The sequence below is a fragment of the Streptomyces sp. WAC05374 genome, from assembly GCF_004353505.1.
Classification (GTDB): domain Bacteria; phylum Actinomycetota; class Actinomycetes; order Streptomycetales; family Streptomycetaceae; genus Streptomyces.
In genome coordinates this window covers 1-19,888 of the sequence record NZ_SMNQ01000030.1, presented here as the reverse complement: position 1 = coordinate 19,888, position 19,888 = coordinate 1, and the positions used below count along the sequence as shown (strand labels likewise).

General features: G+C 70.0%; 15 protein-coding genes. 9 read left to right on the top strand and 6 right to left on the bottom strand.

All coding sequences use genetic code 11. From position 1 onward, the window contains the following. Positions 1 to 188 precede the first annotated feature (188 nt). From E2B92_RS31640 to eccCa, 4 genes are all read right to left on the bottom strand, one after another. Complete coding sequence (locus E2B92_RS31640; protein WP_235024067.1) at positions 189 to 803, bottom strand: hypothetical protein; 615 nt, start codon at positions 801 to 803, stop codon at positions 189 to 191. Continuing rightward, entirely contained in the window at positions 800 to 2,674 is a 1,875-nt protein-coding gene (locus E2B92_RS31635; RefSeq protein WP_126887915.1) for an alpha/beta hydrolase, read from the bottom strand. Before E2B92_RS31635 ends, E2B92_RS31640 begins: the two co-directional genes overlap by 4 nt. Then, complete coding sequence (locus E2B92_RS31630; protein ID WP_126887914.1) at positions 2,671 to 3,108, bottom strand: amino acid ABC transporter permease; 438 nt, start codon at positions 3,106 to 3,108, stop codon at positions 2,671 to 2,673. The genes E2B92_RS31635 and E2B92_RS31630 overlap by 4 nt, the downstream gene beginning before the upstream one ends. A 114-nt stretch (positions 3,109 to 3,222) precedes the next feature. Next, positions 3,223 to 7,185, bottom strand: a complete 3,963-nt coding sequence (eccCa, locus tag E2B92_RS31625; protein WP_126887913.1) for a type VII secretion protein EccCa — start codon at positions 7,183 to 7,185, stop codon at positions 3,223 to 3,225. Between the two features lie 418 nt (positions 7,186 to 7,603). On the opposite strand from eccCa, the gene eccD reads away from it, so the two are divergent. From eccD to E2B92_RS31595, 6 genes are all read left to right on the top strand, one after another. Continuing rightward, positions 7,604 to 9,088 carry a type VII secretion integral membrane protein EccD gene (gene eccD / locus E2B92_RS31620; RefSeq protein WP_126887912.1) on the top strand — a complete coding sequence of 495 codons (1,485 nt, stop codon included), beginning with the start codon at positions 7,604 to 7,606 and terminating at the stop codon, positions 9,086 to 9,088. A 276-nt stretch (positions 9,089 to 9,364) separates the two neighbouring features. Beyond that, complete coding sequence (gene rpsO / locus E2B92_RS31615; RefSeq protein ID WP_006346214.1) at positions 9,365 to 9,655, top strand: 30S ribosomal protein S15; 291 nt, start codon at positions 9,365 to 9,367, stop codon at positions 9,653 to 9,655. A gap of 290 nt (positions 9,656 to 9,945) precedes the next feature. Then, positions 9,946 to 12,168 (top strand): polyribonucleotide nucleotidyltransferase, encoded by a 2,223-nt coding sequence (locus E2B92_RS31610; RefSeq protein WP_126888604.1) that lies wholly within the window; start codon positions 9,946 to 9,948, stop codon positions 12,166 to 12,168. Next, a complete protein-coding gene (locus E2B92_RS31605) occupies positions 12,165 to 13,544 on the top strand; it encodes a M16 family metallopeptidase (RefSeq protein WP_126888596.1) in 1,380 nt (459 codons plus the stop codon). The genes E2B92_RS31610 and E2B92_RS31605 overlap by 4 nt, the downstream gene beginning before the upstream one ends. A gap of 35 nt (positions 13,545 to 13,579) precedes the next feature. Then, on the top strand, positions 13,580 to 14,335 hold the full coding sequence (gene dapB / locus E2B92_RS31600) for a 4-hydroxy-tetrahydrodipicolinate reductase (protein ID WP_126888597.1): 756 nt from the start codon (positions 13,580 to 13,582) through the stop codon (positions 14,333 to 14,335). A 7-nt stretch (positions 14,336 to 14,342) separates the two neighbouring features. Beyond that, positions 14,343 to 14,810, top strand: coding sequence for a tetratricopeptide repeat protein (locus E2B92_RS31595; protein WP_126888598.1), 468 nt, complete (start codon positions 14,343 to 14,345; stop codon positions 14,808 to 14,810). Here the strand turns inward: E2B92_RS31595 and E2B92_RS31590 are convergent. Further along, a complete protein-coding gene (locus tag E2B92_RS31590; RefSeq protein WP_126888599.1) occupies positions 14,800 to 15,348 on the bottom strand; it encodes a hypothetical protein in 549 nt (182 codons plus the stop codon). The two genes, E2B92_RS31595 and E2B92_RS31590, sit on opposite strands and share 11 nt — an antisense overlap. A gap of 107 nt (positions 15,349 to 15,455) precedes the next feature. Beyond that, positions 15,456 to 15,698, bottom strand: a complete 243-nt coding sequence (locus E2B92_RS31585) for a hypothetical protein (protein WP_126888600.1) — start codon at positions 15,696 to 15,698, stop codon at positions 15,456 to 15,458. Between the two features lie 168 nt (positions 15,699 to 15,866). On the opposite strand from E2B92_RS31585, the gene thyX reads away from it, so the two are divergent. The 3 genes from thyX to E2B92_RS31570 all read left to right on the top strand — a co-directional run bounded on the left by thyX (position 15,867) and on the right by E2B92_RS31570 (position 19,502). Next, entirely contained in the window at positions 15,867 to 16,607 is a 741-nt protein-coding gene (gene thyX, locus E2B92_RS31580) for an FAD-dependent thymidylate synthase (RefSeq protein ID WP_126888601.1), read from the top strand. A 197-nt stretch (positions 16,608 to 16,804) separates the two neighbouring features. Then, positions 16,805 to 17,704 (top strand): 4-hydroxy-tetrahydrodipicolinate synthase, encoded by a 900-nt coding sequence (gene dapA / locus E2B92_RS31575; RefSeq protein ID WP_126888602.1) that lies wholly within the window; start codon positions 16,805 to 16,807, stop codon positions 17,702 to 17,704. A gap of 112 nt (positions 17,705 to 17,816) precedes the next feature. Then, complete coding sequence (locus tag E2B92_RS31570; RefSeq protein WP_126888603.1) at positions 17,817 to 19,502, top strand: ribonuclease J; 1,686 nt, start codon at positions 17,817 to 17,819, stop codon at positions 19,500 to 19,502. Positions 19,503 to 19,888 lie beyond the last annotated feature (386 nt).

Sequence of the window (19,888 nt, the reverse complement as noted above, 5' to 3'; positions counted from 1 at the left end):
TGCGTAGTGCAACAACCTATTGACGTACCGCGACCGGGTGCAAGGCCGGCCTTGGAGCTGCAAAAGGCGTACGCCATCCCCGATCACCTGGATCGGGGATGGCGCACGGCCCCCACTGCTCCTACACGCCGGCCATCCGCGACAAGCTGATGACGTGCCGTCCCGGAACCGTCAGACGCGGATGCCGGTCAGCCACCATTGGTGGAAGGCGACGGCACCGGGGTCTCCGCGGACCAGAAGGGTGACTTGATGTACGGCAGCCCCTTCGCCTCCGGAGAGTTCGGGTCGAGAGGCTTCCTCGGGGGTTCGGTGACCTCGGATTCCGTCACGCAGGGCGACGAGGCGCTGAAGAAGGCCTGCCCCTCGGCACCGATCTTCACGGTGACCTCGAAGCCCTCCTGCGTACGGGCGAAGATCGCCGGCCGCTCCTTGCTCGGGCGCACCGTGGTGATCTCGTAGCCCTTCTTCTTCCAGTGGCGCTCGACGACGCCCATGAAGCTGCCGCGCCGCTCCGCGGAGATCACGGTCATGACGTGCCGACGACGAATGACCTGACCGGTCCCCGTGCTGTCGTTCTTGAAGTCGGTGCACAGGGGGTCGCCGGACGGTCCCCGCTGTGCCTCCACCTTGGGGACGATCGCGGTGAAGGTGTCGTCGAGGATCTTCTCCGCCAGGTCGCCTGCCTGCTGCATGTTCACGTTCTGCGCCTTTCCCTTCGGGCCGGACCCGGCGTCGTCGCCGATCAGGCCGCAGCCGGACACGGTGAGTACGGCGAGGACAACGGCCAGAGTTCGGTGTTTCATCGATGCTTCTCCGGGGTGATGTCTTCGGGATGGCCCGAGACGACCGCTGCGATGTTCTCGGCCGACACGCGATCCTTTTCGGGGTTGAAGTAGTTCGAGTGCGCGGGGGTCGGGCCCTCGCCGTCAATGAGCGGCCGGGGACCGTCGTCGACCTTGAAGCGGTTGGCGCCGAACGCCTCGCTGGCCGGGTCCTTGCCGAACCAGATGTCGTCGTCGCCCTGGTCGGCGATGTCGCCCGCCAGGTAGGACAACAGGGGGCCACCACCTATGAAGGCGCCCGCCGCGGCGACCTCCTTCTTGGAGGGAAGCATCGTGACCGGGTCGTTCTCGGCCGCGCCCACGAACACGTGCTCCTTACCGACCCCCAGGTCCTCCGCCTTGTCCACGCCGACTCCGGGACTGCCGAGCAGCACGATGTCGTCCGCGCCGGGGATGCCACCCGCTTCCTGGGTGGCGGCACCGACCACGCGTGAGCCGTAGGAGTGCCCGATGGCCGTCATGTGGGGGTCGTCGTGGTCGTTGGTGGCGGCCAGTCCGCTCATGAAGGAGTTGTAGGCGGGAGCGCCCTTCTCGGCCCGCTCGGCCGACATCACCTCGGTGTTGGACAGCAGCGTCTCGGCGTCCACGCCGCCGAGCTGCGGCGGATCGTAGCCGAGCCACACGATGGCGGCGCTGGACGGATCGCTCTCCCTGGAAAGAACGGCGGTGTCGCGGGCACGCTTGACGTCGTTCTTGGCGAAGTCCGAGTCCAGCGCCGTACCGAGGCCGGGGACGTACGCCGCGACGTTCTTCGACGTGTCGGGGTTGCCGAAGGCCACAGCGGCGCGGCCGGTCCCCTCGTCGCCGATGCTGAGCAGCAGCATCGGCGGTTCCTTCGGGTTCTTGAGCTGCTCCGCGGCATTGAGCTCGAGCTGCGTCCGGATCTCCTTCAGGCCGCCCAGCCGGGCCTCCGCCGTCTCGCCGTCCTTGCCCTCGAACTTGGCGATCAGCAGGTCCAGGTTCTCCCGGTTGGCCTCGTCCCGCACCACCGCCGGGATGCCGTCCAGGTTGCCGAGCACGTCGGGGTAGCTGGCGAGGAACTCCTGGCGCTGCTCGTCGCTCAGCTTGTCCCACCATTCCTTGCGCTCGGCGGGCGACTTGTCGAGCGGGATCTCGCGCTTCATGAACTCGTGCGACGCGTCGCGCACGGCGTCCATGTCCGCCGCGGCGTCCGCCCACGTCTTGCTGTCGACGGTGAGGCCGTCCGCCGCCTTGAGCTTGCTCAGCACCCGCTGGTAGCGGCCGTCCATCTCGCGGGCGTCGCGCACCGCCATGGAGATGCGGTCGGCGATGTCCTGCGCCTTGGCGTGGTGCGGATTGGGGTTGATCAGACCATGGCTGCCCGGCCCGTACAGGCCGTTGTTGCCGGGGCCCGTCCAGCGGTCGCTGCCGGGGACGAACATCCCGTTGTTGCCGATGGCCTTGCCGCCCGGAATCGGCTGCTTGGTGAGCTCGTTCTTGCCGCCGGCCGGGTAGTCGACACTGCCGTCCTCGTTGACGGTGTACGAGTTGGCCGCCGCGTCGGCGAGCGCCTCCTTCAGGCGCCGCTGCGGCGAGGCCAGCTCGGTGGAGAGCCCGGTGACGGCCGTACGGATGAGACCGCACTCGGTCTTGATGTACTCGTAGTTGCTGCTCAGACGCTTGAACCTGCCGACGGCGGCCTTGGCGGACTCGCTCTCCTGCGTCTTCGACAGGGCACCGCCCATGTCGCCGTCGACCCGGGTCTGCGCCGCGTCGGCGTGCCGGGATGCCGCTCCCCAACTGTCGGCGGCGTCGTCCAGTTCCGTCAGCTTCAGATCGCGTAGCTGCTGCCACGTCAGGGAGGAGGTCACTTCGCCTCACCGCCGTTCGGCGTCTTCACACTGTCCGCCTTCGCACCGGTCGCGGTGTCCACTCCACCCAGAGTCTTCGGTACCTGCCGCAGCGCGGGGTCCAATGCGTCGCACTCGTCACCCACGGCCTTGAGCCGCGTCTCCCACGATGTGAGGACGCTCTTCAGCTCGGCGAGGCTCGCGAGTCCCTCCAGACCGCCCGCCATGCCCGCGTGCCCGTTCGTCAGGCTCGTCTTGGAGGCGCCGGTACTGACCCCGAGTTCCTTGGCCGTCGTGGCGGCGCGGTTCCAGGGTGCGGCGGAATGCTTCAGCCCCGTGCCGCCGGCCGGTGTACCGGTGCCTCCCTGATCAGCCGGTATCTGGTTGAGCTGCATCCGCGCCGACTCCTTCTCGGCCGCCGATGCCTTCAACTGCTCCCATTCGTCCCATGCCATCCGCTGGGTCCTTCCCCCGTGAGTTCTGCTGGACGATTCGCTTCCGCATCAACGTAGGTGATGCGCTCTCATTCCTCGCAAGGGCCACTGGTCATGTCCGGACCACCGCCGCGCTCACCCGTACACCTCCGCCGGCATCAGACCCGTCTGCACCAGCGGGTTGCCGCGCTGGCGCGAGACGAAGACACCGCGGCCCGCCGGCATCGGGCGCATGCGTACGCCGCCGAGGACGTCACCCTCCTGCGGGTCACCGGAGAGGAGGACGCCCTGGGCGCCGAGCTCCATCATCCGCTGCATGAACGGCTCGTACGAGGACCGGCTCGCCCCCGCCGCACTGCGGGCGATGACGAACCGGACGCCCACGTCACGCGCGAACGGCAGATGCTCCGTGAGCTTGGCCAGCGGGTTGCCGCTCGATGTGGACACCAGGTCGTAGTCGTCGACCACCACGTACACCGACGGGCCGCGCCACCAGCTCCGGTCGCGCAGTTGCTGGGCCGTGACGTCCGGGGACGGGGCGCGGCGCTGCATCAGGTCCGCGAGGGCGTCCACGTGGTGGTCCATGCTGTTGGACATCGGGACGTACTCCGCGAGGTGCGACGCCGGGGTGACGTCCAGCAGGCCGCGCCGGTTGTCGATCACGAAGAACTTGGCGGAGTCCCCGTCGTACCGCTCGCACACCTGCTTGATCAGGAGCTTCAGCAGGTTGGTCTTGCCCGACTCGCTCTCGCCGAACACCAGGAAGAACGGGTCGCGCTCGAAGTTGACGAAGACCGGTTCCAGGTTGTTCTCGTCGATGGCGAACGCCACTCCGCGCCGCGGCTCGGCGAACCCGGCGGGCAGGTTCTGCGCCGGCAGCTCGCGGGGCAGCAGACGGACCTTCGGGGCGGCCGGGCCGGTCCAGTGACGGCCGATCTCCCGCGTCATGGCGGCCGTGGCCTCGGCCAGGTCGCTGTCGGAGTTGATGCCGTCGATGCGCGGCACGGCGGCCATGAAGTGGAGCTTCTCCGGGATGAGACCACGGCCCGGCACTCCGCTGGGCACGTTGACGGCGAGCTTGCGGTCCACCTCCGAGTCCATGGTGTCGCCCAGCCGCAGTTCGAGCCGGTTCATCAGGTGGTCCTTGATGTTGGAGCGCACCTCCATCGACCGTGACGCCGTGAGGATCACGTGGATGCCGTAACCGAGACCGCGTGCCGCCATGTCCAGGACGGCCGGCTCGAGGCCCTCGTAGTCCGAGCGGAAGCTGCCCCAGCCGTCGATGACGAGGAAGACGTCACCGAACGGCTGGTCGGTGATCTCCCCGCGGGCGCGGAGCCTGCGGTACGTGGCGATGGAGTCGATCCCCGCACTGCGGAAGTACTCCTCGCGCCGCGACAGGATGCCGTACACCTCGGCGACCGTACGCCGCACCTTCTCGGGGTCGAGACGCGACGCCACCCCGCCGACGTGCGGCAGCTCGGCGACCGACGACAGGCCGCCACCGCCGAAGTCGAGGCCGTAGAACTGCACCTCCTGCGGTGTGTGGGTCAGTGCGAAGCCCGCGATGAGGGTGCGCAGCAGCGTCGACTTGCCCGACTGCGGGCCACCGATGATCTGCATGTGCCCCGCCGCCCCGGAGAAGTCCCGGTACAGCGTGTCGCGGCGCTGCTCGAACGGCTTGTCCACCACACCCAGCGGTACGACGAGCCGGCCGGCGCCCTCGAACCCGGGCTGCGTCAGCCCGCGCCCCTGCACGCCGGCGAGGCCGGGCAGCAGTTCGTCGAGGGTCGGCGGGTTGTCCAGCGGCGGCAGCCACACCTGGTGGGCCTCCGCGCCGCGCCCTTCGAGCCGCCGCACGATCACGTCGAGCACCGAGTCGGCCAGCGCGTCGTCCTCGGCGGCGCGCGCCTCCGGCACCCGTGCCTGAGCGGCCGGCTCGACGTACCGCACGGGCACGGGCGCGGCGGTGAACGGCACCGGACGGCGGTCCACCGGCAGCGGACCGCCCGGCAGCGCGTCCTGCCGGCCGGAGCGGTAGACGCCGGAGACGTACGCGGCCTTGAAGCGCACCATCTCGTCCGTACCGAACTTCAGGTAGCCGGAGCCGGGGACGTTCGGCAGCGTATAGGCGTCGGGGACACCGATCGCCGCACGGGACTCGGCGGCGGAGAAGGTGCGCAGACCGATGCGGTACGACAGGTACGTCTCCAGACCGCGCAGGCGGCCCTCCTCCAGGCGCTGGGACGCCAGCAGCAGGTGCACGCCCAGCGACCGGCCGATACGGCCGATCTGCACGAACATCTCGATGAAGTCCGGCATGGCGGTGAGGAGTTCGCTGAACTCGTCGATGACCAGGACGAGGGAGGGGATCGGCTGGAGCGGGGCCCCGGCGGCGCGCGCCTTCTCGTAGTCGTGGATGTTGGCGTAGTTGCCCGCGTCGCGCAGCATCTCCTGGCGCCGGTTCAGCTCGCCGCGGATGGAGTCGCCCATGCGGTCGACGAGGGTCAGGTCGTCCGCGAGGTTGGTGATCACGGCGGCGACGTGCGGCATCTGGGACATACCGGCGAAGGTGGCGCCGCCCTTGAAGTCCGCGAGGACGAAGTTCAGGGTCTCGGAGGAGTGGGTGACCGCGAGACCCAGCACGAGCGTGCGCAGCAGCTCGGACTTGCCGGAACCGGTGGCGCCCACGCACAGGCCGTGCGGGCCCATGCCCTCCTGCGCGGCCTCCTTCAGGTCCAGCATCACCGGGGAGCCGTCCTCGCCGACTCCGATCGGCACCCGCAGCCGCTCCGACTGGGACCGCGGCCGCCAGGTGCGGCTGACGTCGACCGACGCGGCGTCGCCGAGGTTCAGCAGGTCGGTGAAGTCCAGGTTCGCGAGGAGCGGTTCGTCGTCGTCCGAACCGGACCCGGCGCGCAGCGGCGCGAGCTGGCGGGCCAGCGCCTCGGCGGCCTCGAGGCTCAGCCGGTCCGGTACGCCGTCGTACACCAGGCCGTGGCTCGACTCCAGGCGCAGGGCGTCGCGGTGCACGGTCACGGACAGGCCGCCGCGGAGCCCCTGCGGCTCCCCGGGTACGAGCTCGATGATCGTCACGCCCTGCAGGCCCTCGGGCGTGGCGAGCGCCGACATCGGCGGGACGGACTGGCCGTCGAGGACGACCACGATGTGCGGCTGGTCCAGGAGCGGTTGCCCGCCGAAGCGGGGGCGGCCTTCGAGGCGCGCGGCGAGCATGTCCTGGAGGTCCCGGGCGTCCGTGGTGATCAGGCGCCGGCTGCCCGCGCCGTCACCGGGCCCGGGCGCCTGGACGTGCGGCAGCCACTTGGCCCACTCCCACTCCCCGGCCGTTCCGCTCCCGGCGGCCACGGCGATGACCAGGTCCTCCGGGGAGTGCAGCGCCGCCAGCGAGCCGACCATGGCGCGGGTCGCCGACCGGGCGGGCTCCGCCTCGCCGCTCACGGTCAGGTGGTAGAACGCCCGCAGGGACACGGCCATGGGCAGGCCGTCCAGCGTGCCGTGGGCCGCGAGGAACTGGCGCATCGCCCCGGCCGTCAGCGGCTCCAGCTCGTCGACGGGGGCGGTTTCGGGGGCCATGAGCGGGGTGGCGAGCTGCTGGCTGCCGAGGCCGACGCGTACCTGGCCGAAGTCGTCGTCGCCGGTGCGCCGTTCCCACACCCGGCTCCCCTCGGCGACCAGGGCCCACAACTGCTCGGGGGACGGGTGGAGGTAGAACTGGGCGTCACGCTGGAGACGTGCGGTACGCAGCACCGCGCGCCTGGTCTGCGTCAGGTACTTGAGGTAGTCGCGCCGCAGGTCGGCGAGCTGCCCCTGGGTCCCGCGCCGGTAGCGCACCATCATCGCGATGGCCATCGCCACGGTGGACGCGATCATCACCATGCCCATGATGCGCATGACGGGGTTCGGGGTCATGAAGAAGAAGACCACCGAGCCGGCCATGCCGAGCGTGGGCAACAACTGCATCAGAACGCCTTCTTGCTGTCCCCTGGGCAGCTCGGGCGGCGGTTGCAGGTGCACCGGATCGCCCGGTACCTCGGAGGGCAGGGCCCGTGGTGGGCGCTTGACGACGATCTGACTCACAGCTCACCAATTCCCTTGCCGGACGGAAATGTTCCTATCGGCGCCCCCGTGGCGACGGGCTCCATCCGCAGTGGGGGATCCTACTGGCGGAGGGGGTGACGGGTGGGCGGTAGGGTGGCGCGACGTCCTGGCTTGGGCCCGGACCCGTGCGTGAACCAACGCAAATAACGGTCGGGGGACTTGGCAGCGGGTTCCGCGGCGCGGCAGCGGCTTGCGGGCGCGTACCGAGGCGTCGCACCGGCACCCGCGCGCCACCACGGGTCTCCCGGCCGCACCAGGCACCAGGCGCAGGCACCAGGCACCAGGCGCAGGCACCAAGCACCATGCACCAGGCGCCGGCACCGAGCAGCAGGTGCAGGCACCAGGCGCCAGGCCGACGATCCACGGACAACACCACGAGGGGAAGCAGCAGGTGAGTATGACGGCCCCAGCCGCGGCCACCGGAACAGGCCACCCGGCTCCCGCGACTCCGTCCGCCGGCGGAACCGGCTTCTGCCGTGTCACCGTCGTCGCACCGGACGGCCGCGTCGACGTCGCACTGCCCGAGGACATCCCCGTCGCGGACCTGTACCCGGAGATCCTCCGGCTGTCCGGGCAGAGCCCCGCGCCCGGCGCCCCGGTCGGCTATCACCTGGTACGCCGCGACGGCACCGTCCTCGACGGCGCGCGCTCCCTCACCGCGCAGCGCATCCTCGACGGCGAGCTGCTGTCGCTGCGGCCCTTCGCCGAATCGCTGCCGCCCGCGGTCTTCGACGACGTCTCCGACGCCGTGGCCTCCGCCGTCGCCCGTGACCGCACGCTGTGGACCGACGACCTGATGCGCGGCGCCGGCCTCTTCGGCGGCTCGGTCCTGCTGGTCCTGCTCGCCTTCGTCCTGTGGACGGCCGCCCCGCGGCACGACATGCACGGCCTGCCGGGCATCCTGGCCGCCGTCGGCGGTGTGCTGCTGCTCGCGCTCTCGGCGGTACGGGCACGGGTGTACGACGACCGCGGCTCCTCCGTCGCCCTGGGGGTCGGCGCCATGGCGAACGCCGCCGTCGCCGGTGCGGGGCTCCTGGCGCCGGCCGCCGGGCAGGGCAACGGCAAGCTCCAGTTCCTGCTCGCCTGCGCCGCCGTACTCGTCGTCTCCGTCGTCCTGACGCTCGTCGCCCCGAGCGGGGACGGGCCCTTCGTCGCGTTCGTCCTCGCGTCCGGTACCGGCGTCCTGGTGACCTTCGTGGCCATCCTCACCGCCATGACCCCGGCCGAGACCGCCGCCGTGTGCGCCCCGCTCGCCGTGGGGGCGCTGGCCTTCCTCCCGGGCCTGTCCACGCGCTTCGCCCGCCTCCCCATCGGCTTCGAGCCGCCCCGTACGACCGTCGGCGGGTACGGGGACGACACGGAGCCCCAGGGGCCGGTGGACGCCGAACGCATCACCGCCCAGGTCCGGCGGGGCCACGAGCTGCTGGTCGGCCTCGTCGGCGGCTGCGCGCTGCTGGCGGTGGGCTCCGCCGCGGTGCTCGGGTTCTCCGACGGCGTGTGGGGGCAGCTCCTGGCCCTGGCCACCGGCGTCGCCATGATCATGCGCGCCCACCTCTTCCGCTACACCGCCCAGGTCGGCTGCTCCCTGGCCGCGGGCCTCGGCGCCCTGGTCCTGCTGGGCCTGGGCCTGTGCCTGAACCCGCCGGCGGGGCTGTGGCGCGACGCCACGGCGCTGGACATCCGTACGGTGTGGCTGGCCGCCGCGGTCGCCGGCGTCGCCGCGGTGATCATCGCCATCGGCCTGATCGTGCCGCGCAAGGGCGTCACCCCCTTCTGGGGGCGCTTCCTGGAGATCGCCGAGACCTTCGTCCTCCTGACGCTCATCCCGCTGTGCCTCGCCGTCTTCGACGTCTACCACGCGATCCGCGCCATGACGTCCTGAACGGCCACAGGCACGCCCCACCCGTCACCCCCCACCCCTGACCCACGCACGCCCCACCCGTCACCCCCCACTCCCCACCCACGCCCGCCCCGCCCGCACCACCGCGTCAGCGCCGCTGCCTCGGCCTGGTACGCTGTGTGACGGCCGTTTGTGTACGCGCTCCCGGAGCATCTGGAAGCAGCGCTCATCGGACCTTCGCCTCCGAGTCACGGAAGCTCCCCTGAGACCAAGACCAGGGGCACTCGCGGGCGCATCGAACACCAAGAGGAGTACCGAGTGTCTCTCGACGCCGCTACGAAGAAGCAGATCATGGCCGAGTTCGGCACCAAGGAGGGCGACACCGGCTCCCCCGAGGTCCAGGTCGCCATGCTCTCCCGCCGCATCTCGGACCTGACCGAGCACCTCAAGACCCACAAGCACGACCACCACTCCCGTCGTGGTCTGCTGATCCTGGTCGGCCAGCGCCGCCGCCTGCTGCAGTACCTGGCCAAGAAGGACATCCAGCGCTTCCGTACGCTGGTCGACCGCCTCGGCATCCGCCGCGGTGCGGCCGGCGGCGCCAAGTAAGACGCCGTGAAGGGAGCGGTTCCCACCATCAGGGGGCCGCTCCCTTTGCTGTACGTGCGGACTGTGACCACCCCTTTGTAGGCTGGTCGCACAACGCCATAACGAAAATTCCATAAGAGGCACAGGAGAGGCGCCCTCGCCGCCGCCGGTCCTCGGTAGTGGCCCCCGGGAGACACACCCCGGGTGCTTCGATCGAAGACCGGCCCGCACACAAGGCGCGCTTCTCCGCCCCCGTCCCTCCGCCACACGGGCGCCGGGACCAAAGACGACAAGTAATGGAGAACCCGCTAGTGGAGAACGAGACCCACTACGCCGAAGCCGTCATCGACAACGGCTCCTTCGGCACCCGCACCATCCGCTTCGAGACGGGCCGCCTGGCCAAGCAGGCCGCCGGCTCCGCCGTGGCGTACCTGGACGACGACACCATGGTGCTGTCGGCCACCACCGCTTCCAAGAAGCCCAAGGACCAGCTCGACTTCTTCCCCCTGACGGTGGACGTCGAGGAGCGGATGTACGCGGCCGGCAAGATCCCCGGCTCCTTCTTCCGCCGGGAGGGCCGTCCCTCCGAGGACGCCGTCCTCACCTGCCGCCTGATCGACCGGCCACTGCGCCCCTCCTTCAAGAAGGGCCTGCGCAACGAGATCCAGATCGTCGAGACGATCATGGCGCTCAACCCCGACCACCTGTACGACGTGGTCGCCATCAACGCCGCCTCCTGCTCCACGCAGCTCGCCGGCCTGCCCTTCTCCGGCCCGATCGGCGGCACCCGTGTCGCCCTGATCAACGGCCAGTGGGTCGCGTTCCCGACGCACACCGAGCTCGAGGACGCCGTCTTCGACATGGTCGTCGCCGGTCGCGTCCTGGAGGACGGCGACGTCGCGATCATGATGGTCGAGGCCGAGGCCACCGAGAAGACCATCCAGCTCGTCAAGGGCGGCGCCGAGGCCCCCACCGAGGAGGTCGTCGCCGCCGGTCTCGAGGCCGCGAAGCCCTTCATCAAGGTCCTCTGCAAGGCCCAGTCGGACCTCGCCGCCAAGGCCGCCAAGCCGGTCGGCGAGTTCCCGGTGTTCCTCGACTACCAGGACGACGTCCTGGAGGCGCTGACCGCCGCGGTCAAGACCGAGCTGGCCCAGGCGCTCACCATCGCCGGCAAGCAGGAGCGCGAGAACGAGCTGGACCGCGTCAAGGAGATCGCCGCCGAGAAGCTGCTCCCGCAGTTCGAGGGCCGCGAGAAGGAGATCTCCGCCGCGTACCGCGCGCTGACCAAGAAGCTGGTCCGCGAGCGCGTCATCAAGGACAAGGTCCGCATCGACGGCCGTGGCCTGACGGACATCCGTACGCTCGCCGCCGAGGTCGAGGCCATCCCGCGCGTGCACGGCTCCGCCCTGTTCGAGCGTGGCGAGACCCAGATCCTGGGCGTCACCACCCTGAACATGCTCCGCATGGAGCAGCAGCTCGACACCCTCTCCCCGGTGACGCGCAAGCGCTACATGCACAACTACAACTTCCCGCCGTACTCCGTCGGTGAGACCGGCCGCGTGGGCTCGCCCAAGCGCCGCGAGATCGGCCACGGCGCGCTCGCCGAGCGCGCCATCGTGCCGGTGCTGCCGACGCGCGAGGAGTTCCCCTACGCGATCCGCCAGGTGTCCGAGGCCCTCGGCTCCAACGGCTCGACGTCCATGGGCTCCGTCTGCGCCTCCACCATGTCGCTGCTGAACGCCGGTGTGCCGCTGAAGGCCCCCGTCGCCGGTATCGCCATGGGCCTGATCTCCGAGGAGGTCGACGGCAAGACGCACTACGTCGCGCTCACCGACATCCTCGGTGCGGAGGACGCCTTCGGCGACATGGACTTCAAGGTCGCCGGTACGAAGGACTTCGTCACCGCCCTGCAGCTCGACACCAAGCTGGACGGCATCCCGGCCTCCGTCCTGGCCGCGGCCCTCAAGCAGGCCCGCGACGCCCGCCTCCACATCCTCGACGTGATGATGGAAGCGATCGACACGCCGGACGAGATGTCCCCCAACGCCCCGCGGATCATCACCGTCAAGATCCCCGTGGACAAGATCGGTGAGGTCATCGGCCCCAAGGGCAAGATGATCAACCAGATCCAGGAGGACACCGGCGCCGAGATCACGATCGAGGACGACGGCACCATCTACATCGGTGCCGCCGACGGCCCGGCCGCCGAGGCCGCCCGCGCCACGATCAACGGCATCGCCAACCCGACCATGCCGGAGGTCGGCGAGCGCTACCTGGGTACGGTCGTCAAGACCACCACCTTCGGCGCGTTCGTCTCCCTGCTCCCGGGCAAGGACGGCCTGCTGCACATCTCGCAGATCCGCAAGCTCGCCGGTGGCAAGCGCGTGGAGAACGTCGAGGACGTGCTCGCGGTCGGCTCCAAGGTCCAGGTCGAGATCGCCGAGATCGACCAGCGCGGCAAGCTCTCCCTGATCCCCGTGATCGCGGACGAGGACGCCGCCGAGGGCGAGACGAAGGACGACACCGACCAGTGACGTCCCGTAGTTCGAAGGCGACGGCCCGCACCTCCCCGGAGGCGCGGGCCGTCGCCCGTACCCAAACGCTTCTCAAGGGCAAGGACGGCATCGGCACCGTCCGCCGGACCACCCTCCCCGGCGGTCTGCGCATCGTCACCGAGACCCTGCCCTCCGTACGCTCCGCCACCTTCGGCATCTGGGCGCACGTCGGCTCCCGCGACGAGACGCCCGCCCTCAACGGCGCCACGCACTACCTGGAGCACCTCCTCTTCAAGGGCACGCACCGGCGCAGCGCCCTGGACATCTCCTCCGCCATCGACGCGGTCGGCGGCGAGATGAACGCCTTCACGGCGAAGGAGTACACCTGCTACTACGCGCGCGTGCTGGACACCGACCTGCCGCTCGCCATCGACGTCGTGTGCGACATGCTCACCGGCTCGCTGATCCTCCAGGAGGACGTCGACGCCGAGCGGGGCGTGATCCTCGAAGAGATCGCGATGACCGAGGACGACCCGGGCGACGTCGTCCACGACCTGTTCGCGAAGACGATGTTCGGCGACACCCCGCTGGGACGCCCCGTCCTCGGCAGCGTCGAGACCGTCGAGGGCCTGTCCGCGGACCGCATCCGCCGCTTCTACAAGAAGCACTACGACCCCACCCACCTGGTCGTCGCCGCCGCGGGCAACGTCGACCACGCCACGGTGGTACGCCAGGTCCGCCGCGCCTTCGAGAAGGCCGGCGCGCTCACCCGCACCGACGCCGTCCCCCTCGCCCCCCGCGACGGCCGGCGCACCATCCGGACGGCGGGCCGCGTCGAGGTGCTCGGCCGCCGCACCGAGCAGGCCCACGTGGTCCTCGGCGTACCGGGCCTCGCCCGCACCGACGACCGCCGCTGGGCCCTGGGCGTGCTGAACACGGCCCTCGGCGGCGGCATGTCCTCGCGCCTCTTCCAGGAGGTACGCGAGAAGCGCGGCCTGGCCTACAGCGTCTACTCGTACACGTCCGGCTTCGCCGACTGCGGCCTGTTCGGGGTGTACGCGGGCTGCCGGCCGAGCCAGGTCCACGACGTGCTGAAGATCTGCCGCGACGAGCTCGACCGGGTCGCGCACGAGGGCCTGACCGACGACGAGATCGAGCGGGCGATCGGCCAGCTCAAGGGCTCCACCGTCCTCGGCCTGGAGGACACCGGCGCGCTGATGAACCGCATCGGCAAGAGCGAGCTGTGCTGGGGCGACCAGATGTCGGTCGACGACATGCTCGCCCACATGGCGGCCGTCACCCCCGACGACGTACGGGACGTGGCCGCCGAGATCCTCGGCCAGCGCCCGTCGCTGTCGGTCATCGGCCCCCTGAAGGACAAGCAGGCAGACCGCCTCCACGAAGCGGTCGCGTAACGTCAATCCGTGACGGAACCGAAGGAAGTACGAGCATGAGCAGCAAGCTGCGGGTCGCGGTCATCGGCGCCCAGGGACGCATCGGCTCCGAGGCCGTACGCGCCGTCGAGGCCGCCGACGACATGGAACTGGTCGCGGCCCTCGGCCGGGGCGACAAGCTGGAGACGCTCGCCGAGACCGGTACGCAGGTGGCGGTGGAGCTCACCACCCCCGCCTCCGTCATGGGCAACCTCGACTTCTGCGTACGCCACGGCATCCACGCCGTCGTCGGCACGACCGGCTGGACCGAGGAGCGCCTCACCCAGCTCGGCGGCTGGCTGGAGGCCTCCCCGGACACCGGCGTCCTGATCGCGCCGAACTTCTCCATCGGCGCGGTCCTCACCATGAAGTTCGCGCAGATCGCGGCGCCGTACTTCGAGTCGGTCGAGGTCGTCGAGCTGCACCACCCCAACAAGGTGGACGCCCCCTCCGGCACCGCCACCCGCACCGCCCAGCTCATCGCCGCCGCCCGCGCGGAGGCCGGGTGCCCCCCGCAGCCCGACGCGACGGTGACGGCCCTGGACGGCGCGCGCGGCGCCGACGTGGACGGGGTACCGGTCCACGCCGTACGCCTGCGGGGCCTGCTCGCCCACCAGGAGGTGCTGCTCGGCGGCGAGGGCGAGACCCTGACCGTCCGGCACGACTCGCTGCACCACAGCAGCTTCATGCCGGGCATCCTGCTCGGCGCGCGCCGCGTGGTGACGACGCCGGGCCTCACCTTCGGCCTGGAACACTTCCTGGACCTGGGCTGAGGCTTTCATGCGAGCGAAGCTCACCTACGCCGTCACGGCAGCCGTCCTGGTCGTCTACTTCGTCCTGGTCGGCAGCCGTGGCGTGATGCTGATCCAGCAGGGCACCGCGCTCACCGTCGCCTTCGGCTGCGCGGTGCTCGTCCTGCCGGTCATCGGCGTCTGGTTCCTGTGGCAGAACACCCGGTTCGTGACCAAGGCCAACCGGCTGGCCGCCGAACTGGAGGCCGAGGGCGGGCTGCCGGTCGACGAGCTGAAGCGCACGCCCGGCGGCCGCATCGACCGCGACTCCGCCGACGCCGTCTTCGCCAGGCGGCGCGAGGAGACCGAGGACTCGCCGGACGACTGGCGCTGCTGGTTCCGGCTCGCGGTCGCCTACCACGACGCCCGTGACACCCCGCGCGCCCGCAAGGCGATGCAGCGCGCGATCGCGCTGCGCGAGGGCCGGTACGCGACCGGTGGCCCGGTCAGGAACTGACCGCGTACTCCGCGCTCCACGCCTCGACGGCGTCGGCCGCCCGGTCGAACGCCTCGACCCGCGCCAGGAAGTCCGCGTTGTGATCGGTGAGCAGCGCCAGCCGCTCACCCCCCTGGCGTACGACGACGAGGGCCTGCCCCTGCACGGTCCGCGGCAGCCCGAGCAGCCGCACGGGCTGCTGCACCGTCCGTACGTCCGACACGCGCGCCCACGGCACGGTCTCGGTGCGGAAGAACGCGACGCGCCGCACACCGTGCCGGCTCACCCACGCCCCGACCCGCAGCAGGCGCAGCGCACCCAGGATCACCAGGGCCGCCAGGCCGAGGCACACGGCCGCGCCCGGCAGCGCCCCGGCAAAGGCGATGATCATGGTGGCCAGCAGCATGAACGAGGCGAGCAGCAGGGCCAGCGCCGCCGCCCCCACCCGCCAGGGCCCCGGGCGGTACGGGCGGCGCCACTGGTCGTGGTCGTCGAACGGCAGAGCGACGTCCTCGACGGTGTCGAAACCACGGTCGGCCGTCAGAAAGGGCAGGGGCACGGCTGATCCTCACTCATACGCACGCTCGATGGGGCTGTGCCGGGTGAGGCTACCCAGCGGTCCGACGACCGGCCACCCCAGGGTGGCCGTACGGGGCGGTGCCGGCGTCAGCGCCCGTGGGACGCCTCGGACTGCTGACCGTGCCCGGTGGTGGCGGGACCCGACTCCATGGCCGGAAGGCCGAAGAGCAGCGACCCGACCAGACCGGCCACGACGGTCAGCCCGAACAGCGTACGACCGGTCATCTCGGAAATGCCGGGACGCTGCCGAGCCGGGGGAGTGACGTTACTGCGGAAGCGGTCGGCCTCGGCGACGAACGCGAACGGGACTGCCTCACGCCGGCGGAACATGTGAGAACCCTCCTGGGAAACTCGTGGTGGACGCTGCTACAGGGTCAGACGCGCGAAGCAGCGGTTTGGTGCCCCTCTCGGTGCCCGAATTCAAGGGATTCATGTGCCGTCAGTGCCGGGCCGTAGAGTGGTCGCCGCCCGAGCGATGCAAATGGAAGGACCGCGTCGGTGACCGACACCCCCGCCGAAGACCTCAAGCCCAGCTTCCGCAGCGATGTGACCGTCGAGCTGGTCAAGCACAGCGCCGCCGACTCCGACGTCCTGTGGGCGGCCCGCGTCTCCACGGCCGGCGAGCAGTCCCTCGACGAGCTGAAGAAGGACCCCGAGCGGTCCAAGGGCCTGATCAACTACCTGATGCGCGACCGGCACGGCAGCCCCTTCGAGCACAACTCGATGACGTTCTTCATCAGCGCCCCGATCTTCGTCTTCCGCGAGTTCATGCGGCACCGCGTGGGCTGGTCGTACAACGAGGAGTCCGGCCGCTACCGGGAGCTCGAGCCGGTCTTCTACGTCCCGGACGCCTCCCGCAAGCTCGTCCAGGAGGGCCGCCCCGGGAAGTACGTCTTCGTCGAGGGCACCGAGGAGCAGCAGGCGCTCGTCGAGCGCTCGATGGAGGCCTCCTACGTCCAGGCGTACGAGGCGTACCAGGAGATGCTCGCCGCCGGCGTCGCCCGCGAGGTCGCCCGCTCGGTGCTGCCGGTCGGTCTGTTCTCCTCGATGTACGCCACGTGCAACGCGCGCTCGCTGATGCACTTCCTCGGTCTGCGCACCCAGCACGAGCTCGCGAAGGTCCCGTCCTTCCCACAGCGTGAGATCGAGATGGTCGGCGAGAAGATGGAGCAGGAGTGGGCCCGGCTGATGCCGCTCACGTACGCGGCCTTCAACGCCAACGGCCGCGTCGCTCCGTAGTCGTCGCAGCTCAGAGCGCGGTACAGATGTACGGATCATCCGCCCGAAGTGTCCGTATTGCGGCGTTTCGAGAAGTTCATCTAGGCTGATCAAACGGACCCGGCACTGCTTGAACCCCCGAGCAGGCAGTGCCGGGCTCCACTCCCACCGTCCCCCGAGGGGGCCCAGCGGACAGAGCAGCGAGTAGCGTGTTACCCATGGCTCCGATCTCCACTCCGCAGACCCCCTTCGGGCGGGTCCTCACCGCCATGGTCACGCCCTTCACGGCGGACGGCGCACTCGACCTCGACGGCGCGCAGCGGCTCGCCGCCCACCTGGTCGACGCAGGCAACGACGGCCTCGTCATCAACGGCACCACCGGCGAGTCCCCGACCACCAGCGACGCGGAGAAAGACCAGCTCGTACGAGCGGTCCTGGAGGCCGTCGGCGACCGGGCCCACGTCGTCGCCGGCATCGGGACAAACGACACCCACCACTCGGTCGAACTCGCCCGCGCCGCCGAGCGCGCCGGCGCACACGGCCTGCTCGCCGTCACGCCGTACTACAACAAGCCCCCGCAAGAGGGCCTCTTCCGCCACTTCACGGCCATCGCCGACGCCACCGGCCTGCCCGTGATGCTGTACGACATCCCCGGCCGCAGCGGCGTCCCGATCGACACCGAGACGATCGTCCGCCTCGCCGCCCACCCGCGCATCGTCGCCAACAAGGACGCCAAGGGCGACCTCGGCCGCGCGAGCTGGGCCATCGCCCGCAGCGGCCTCGCCTGGTACTCCGGCGACGACATGCTCAACCTGCCGCTGCTCTCCGTCGGCGCCTGCGGCTTCGTCTCCGTCGTCGGCCACGTCGTCACCCCGGAGCTCCGCGCCCTCCTCGACGCCCACCTCACCGGCGACGTCCAGAAGGCCACCGAGATCCACCAGCAGCTCCTCCCGGTCTTCACCGGCATGTTCCGCACCCAGGGCGTGATCACCACCAAGGCCGCCCTCGCCCTCCAGGGCCTCCCCGCAGGCCCCCTGCGCCTGCCGCTGGTGGAGCTCTCACCGGAGGAAACCGCTCAGCTCAAGATCGACCTCGCCGCCGGCGGGGTACAGCTTTAACCACAGACTTCACAACTGAATACCTAAGCAACATCCGACAACAGCAAGTGCACGAATGTCACACGCGCCACGTGCCTCACTGGTACGTGGCGCGTGTGGTGAGGAGAGTCTTTTGAGTCATCCGCATCCTGAACTGGGCGCGCCCCCGAAGCTGCCCAAGGGCGGCCTGCGCGTCACCCCGCTCGGTGGTCTCGGCGAGATCGGCCGGAACATGACCGTGTTCGAGTACGACGGCCGCCTGCTGATCGTCGACTGCGGCGTGCTCTTCCCCGAGGAGGAGCAGCCCGGCATCGACCTGATCCTTCCGGACTTCACCAGCATCAAGGACCGCCTCGACGACGTCGAGGGCATCGTGCTCACACACGGCCACGAGGACCACATCGGTGGCGTCCCCTTCCTGCTCCGGCTGAAGCCCGACATCCCGCTCATCGGTTCGAAGCTGACGCTCGCCCTCATCGAGGCCAAGCTCCAGGAGCACCGGATCCGTCCGTACACCCTGGAGGTCTCGGAGGGCGACCGCGAGCAGCTCGGTCCCTTCGACTGCGAGTTCGTGGCGGTCAACCACTCCATCCCGGACGCCCTGGCCGTAGCCATCCGCACCCCCGCGGGCATGGTCGTCCACACCGGTGACTTCAAGATGGACCAGCTCCCGCTGGACAACCGTCTCACCGACCTGCACGCCTTCGCGCGCCTCAGCGAGGAGGGCATCGACCTCCTCCTGTCGGACTCCACCAACGCCGAGGTGCCGGGCTTCACCCCGCACGAGCGCGACATCTCCAATGTCATGCGCTCGGTCTTCGCGAGCGCCCAGAAGCGGATCATCGTGGCCAGCTTCGCCAGCCACGTCCACCGCATCCAGCAGATCCTGGACGCCGCCCACGAGTACGGCAGGCGGGTCGCCTTCGTCGGACGTTCGATGGTCCGCAACATGGGCATCGCCCGGGACCTGGGCTACCTCCGCGTCCCGGCCGGCCTGGTCGTCGACGTCAAGACCCTGGACGACCTGCCGGACCACGAGGTCGTCCTCGTCTGCACCGGCTCGCAGGGCGAGCCGATGGCGGCGTTGTCCCGCATGGCCAACCGGGACCACCAGATCCGCATCGTCCAGGGCGACACCGTGATCCTGGCGTCCTCGCTGATCCCGGGCAATGAGAACGCGGTCTACCGCGTGATCAACGGCCTCACCCGCTGGGGCGCGAACGTCGTCCACAAGGGCAACGCCAAGGTCCACGTCTCGGGCCACGCCTCGGCCGGCGAGCTGCTGTACTTCTACAACATCTGCAAGCCGAAGAACCTGATGCCCGTCCACGGCGAATGGCGCCACCTCCGCGCCAACGCCGAGCTGGGCGCCCTGACGGGCGTCCCCAAGGACCGCATCGTCATCGCCGAGGACGGCGTCGTGGTCGACCTCGTCGACCGCAAGGCCAAGATCGTCGGCAAGGTCCAGGCGGGGTACGTGTACGTGGACGGCCTCTCGGTCGGCGACGTCACCGAGGTGCACCTGAAGGACCGCCGCATCCTCGGCGAGGAGGGCATCATCTCGGTCTTCGTGGTCGTCGACTCCACGACCGGCAAGATCACCGGTGGCCCGAACATCCATGCCCGCGGCTCCGGCATCGAGGACGCCGCGTTCGACGCGGTCATCCCGAAGGTCGAGGAGGCACTGGCCCGCTCGGCCGCCGACGGCGTCGCCGAGCCGCACCAGCTCCAGCAGCTCATCCGGCGCACGATCGGCAAGTGGGTCTCGGACACCTACCGCCGCCGGCCGATGATCCTCCCGGTGGTCGTCGAGGTCTGACGCCCCACCAGCTCGCTTGCGGAGCGGGGCGCCTCGATTTGCATCGGGGCGCCCCGCTCCAGTACGTTTACGGCTCCACCTGATCGGGAACCCGGCACATCTCTGTGCCTCGTAGGGCTTCCGGGAAGGACCGGAAATTCCGACTCAGAATCTCTGATAAAGTCGGAGCAGCCGAAAGGCAAAGGCCCTCCAACGGCCACCGGAAACTGAATCCGAAACCGGAAACGGAACGGAAAAAGAATCTGGTAGGGTTGGAAACACCGAAGGGAAGCGCCCGGAGGAAAGCCCGAGAGGGTGAGTACGAAGGAAGCGTCCGTTCCTTGAGAACTCAACAGCGTGCCAAAAATCAGCGCCAGATTAGTTGATACCCCGTCTCCATCACGGAG

Bases quoted from the DNA above. Each gene is read 5' to 3' on its own strand.
- eccD (WP_126887912.1), top strand. From the start codon at position 7,604: ATGACGGCCCCAGCCGCGGCCACCGGAACAGGCCACCCGGCTCCCGCG.
- E2B92_RS31595 (WP_126888598.1), top strand. From the start codon at position 14,343: ATGCGAGCGAAGCTCACCTACGCCGTCACGGCAGCCGTCCTGGTCGTC.
- dapA (WP_126888602.1), top strand. From the start codon at position 16,805: ATGGCTCCGATCTCCACTCCGCAGACCCCCTTCGGGCGGGTCCTCACC.
- E2B92_RS31630 (WP_126887914.1), bottom strand. From the start codon at position 3,108: ATGGCATGGGACGAATGGGAGCAGTTGAAGGCATCGGCGGCCGAGAAG.
- E2B92_RS31585 (WP_126888600.1), bottom strand. From the start codon at position 15,698: ATGTTCCGCCGGCGTGAGGCAGTCCCGTTCGCGTTCGTCGCCGAGGCC.
- E2B92_RS31640 (WP_235024067.1), bottom strand. From the start codon at position 803: ATGAAACACCGAACTCTGGCCGTTGTCCTCGCCGTACTCACCGTGTCC.
- dapB (WP_126888597.1), top strand. From the start codon at position 13,580: ATGAGCAGCAAGCTGCGGGTCGCGGTCATCGGCGCCCAGGGACGCATC.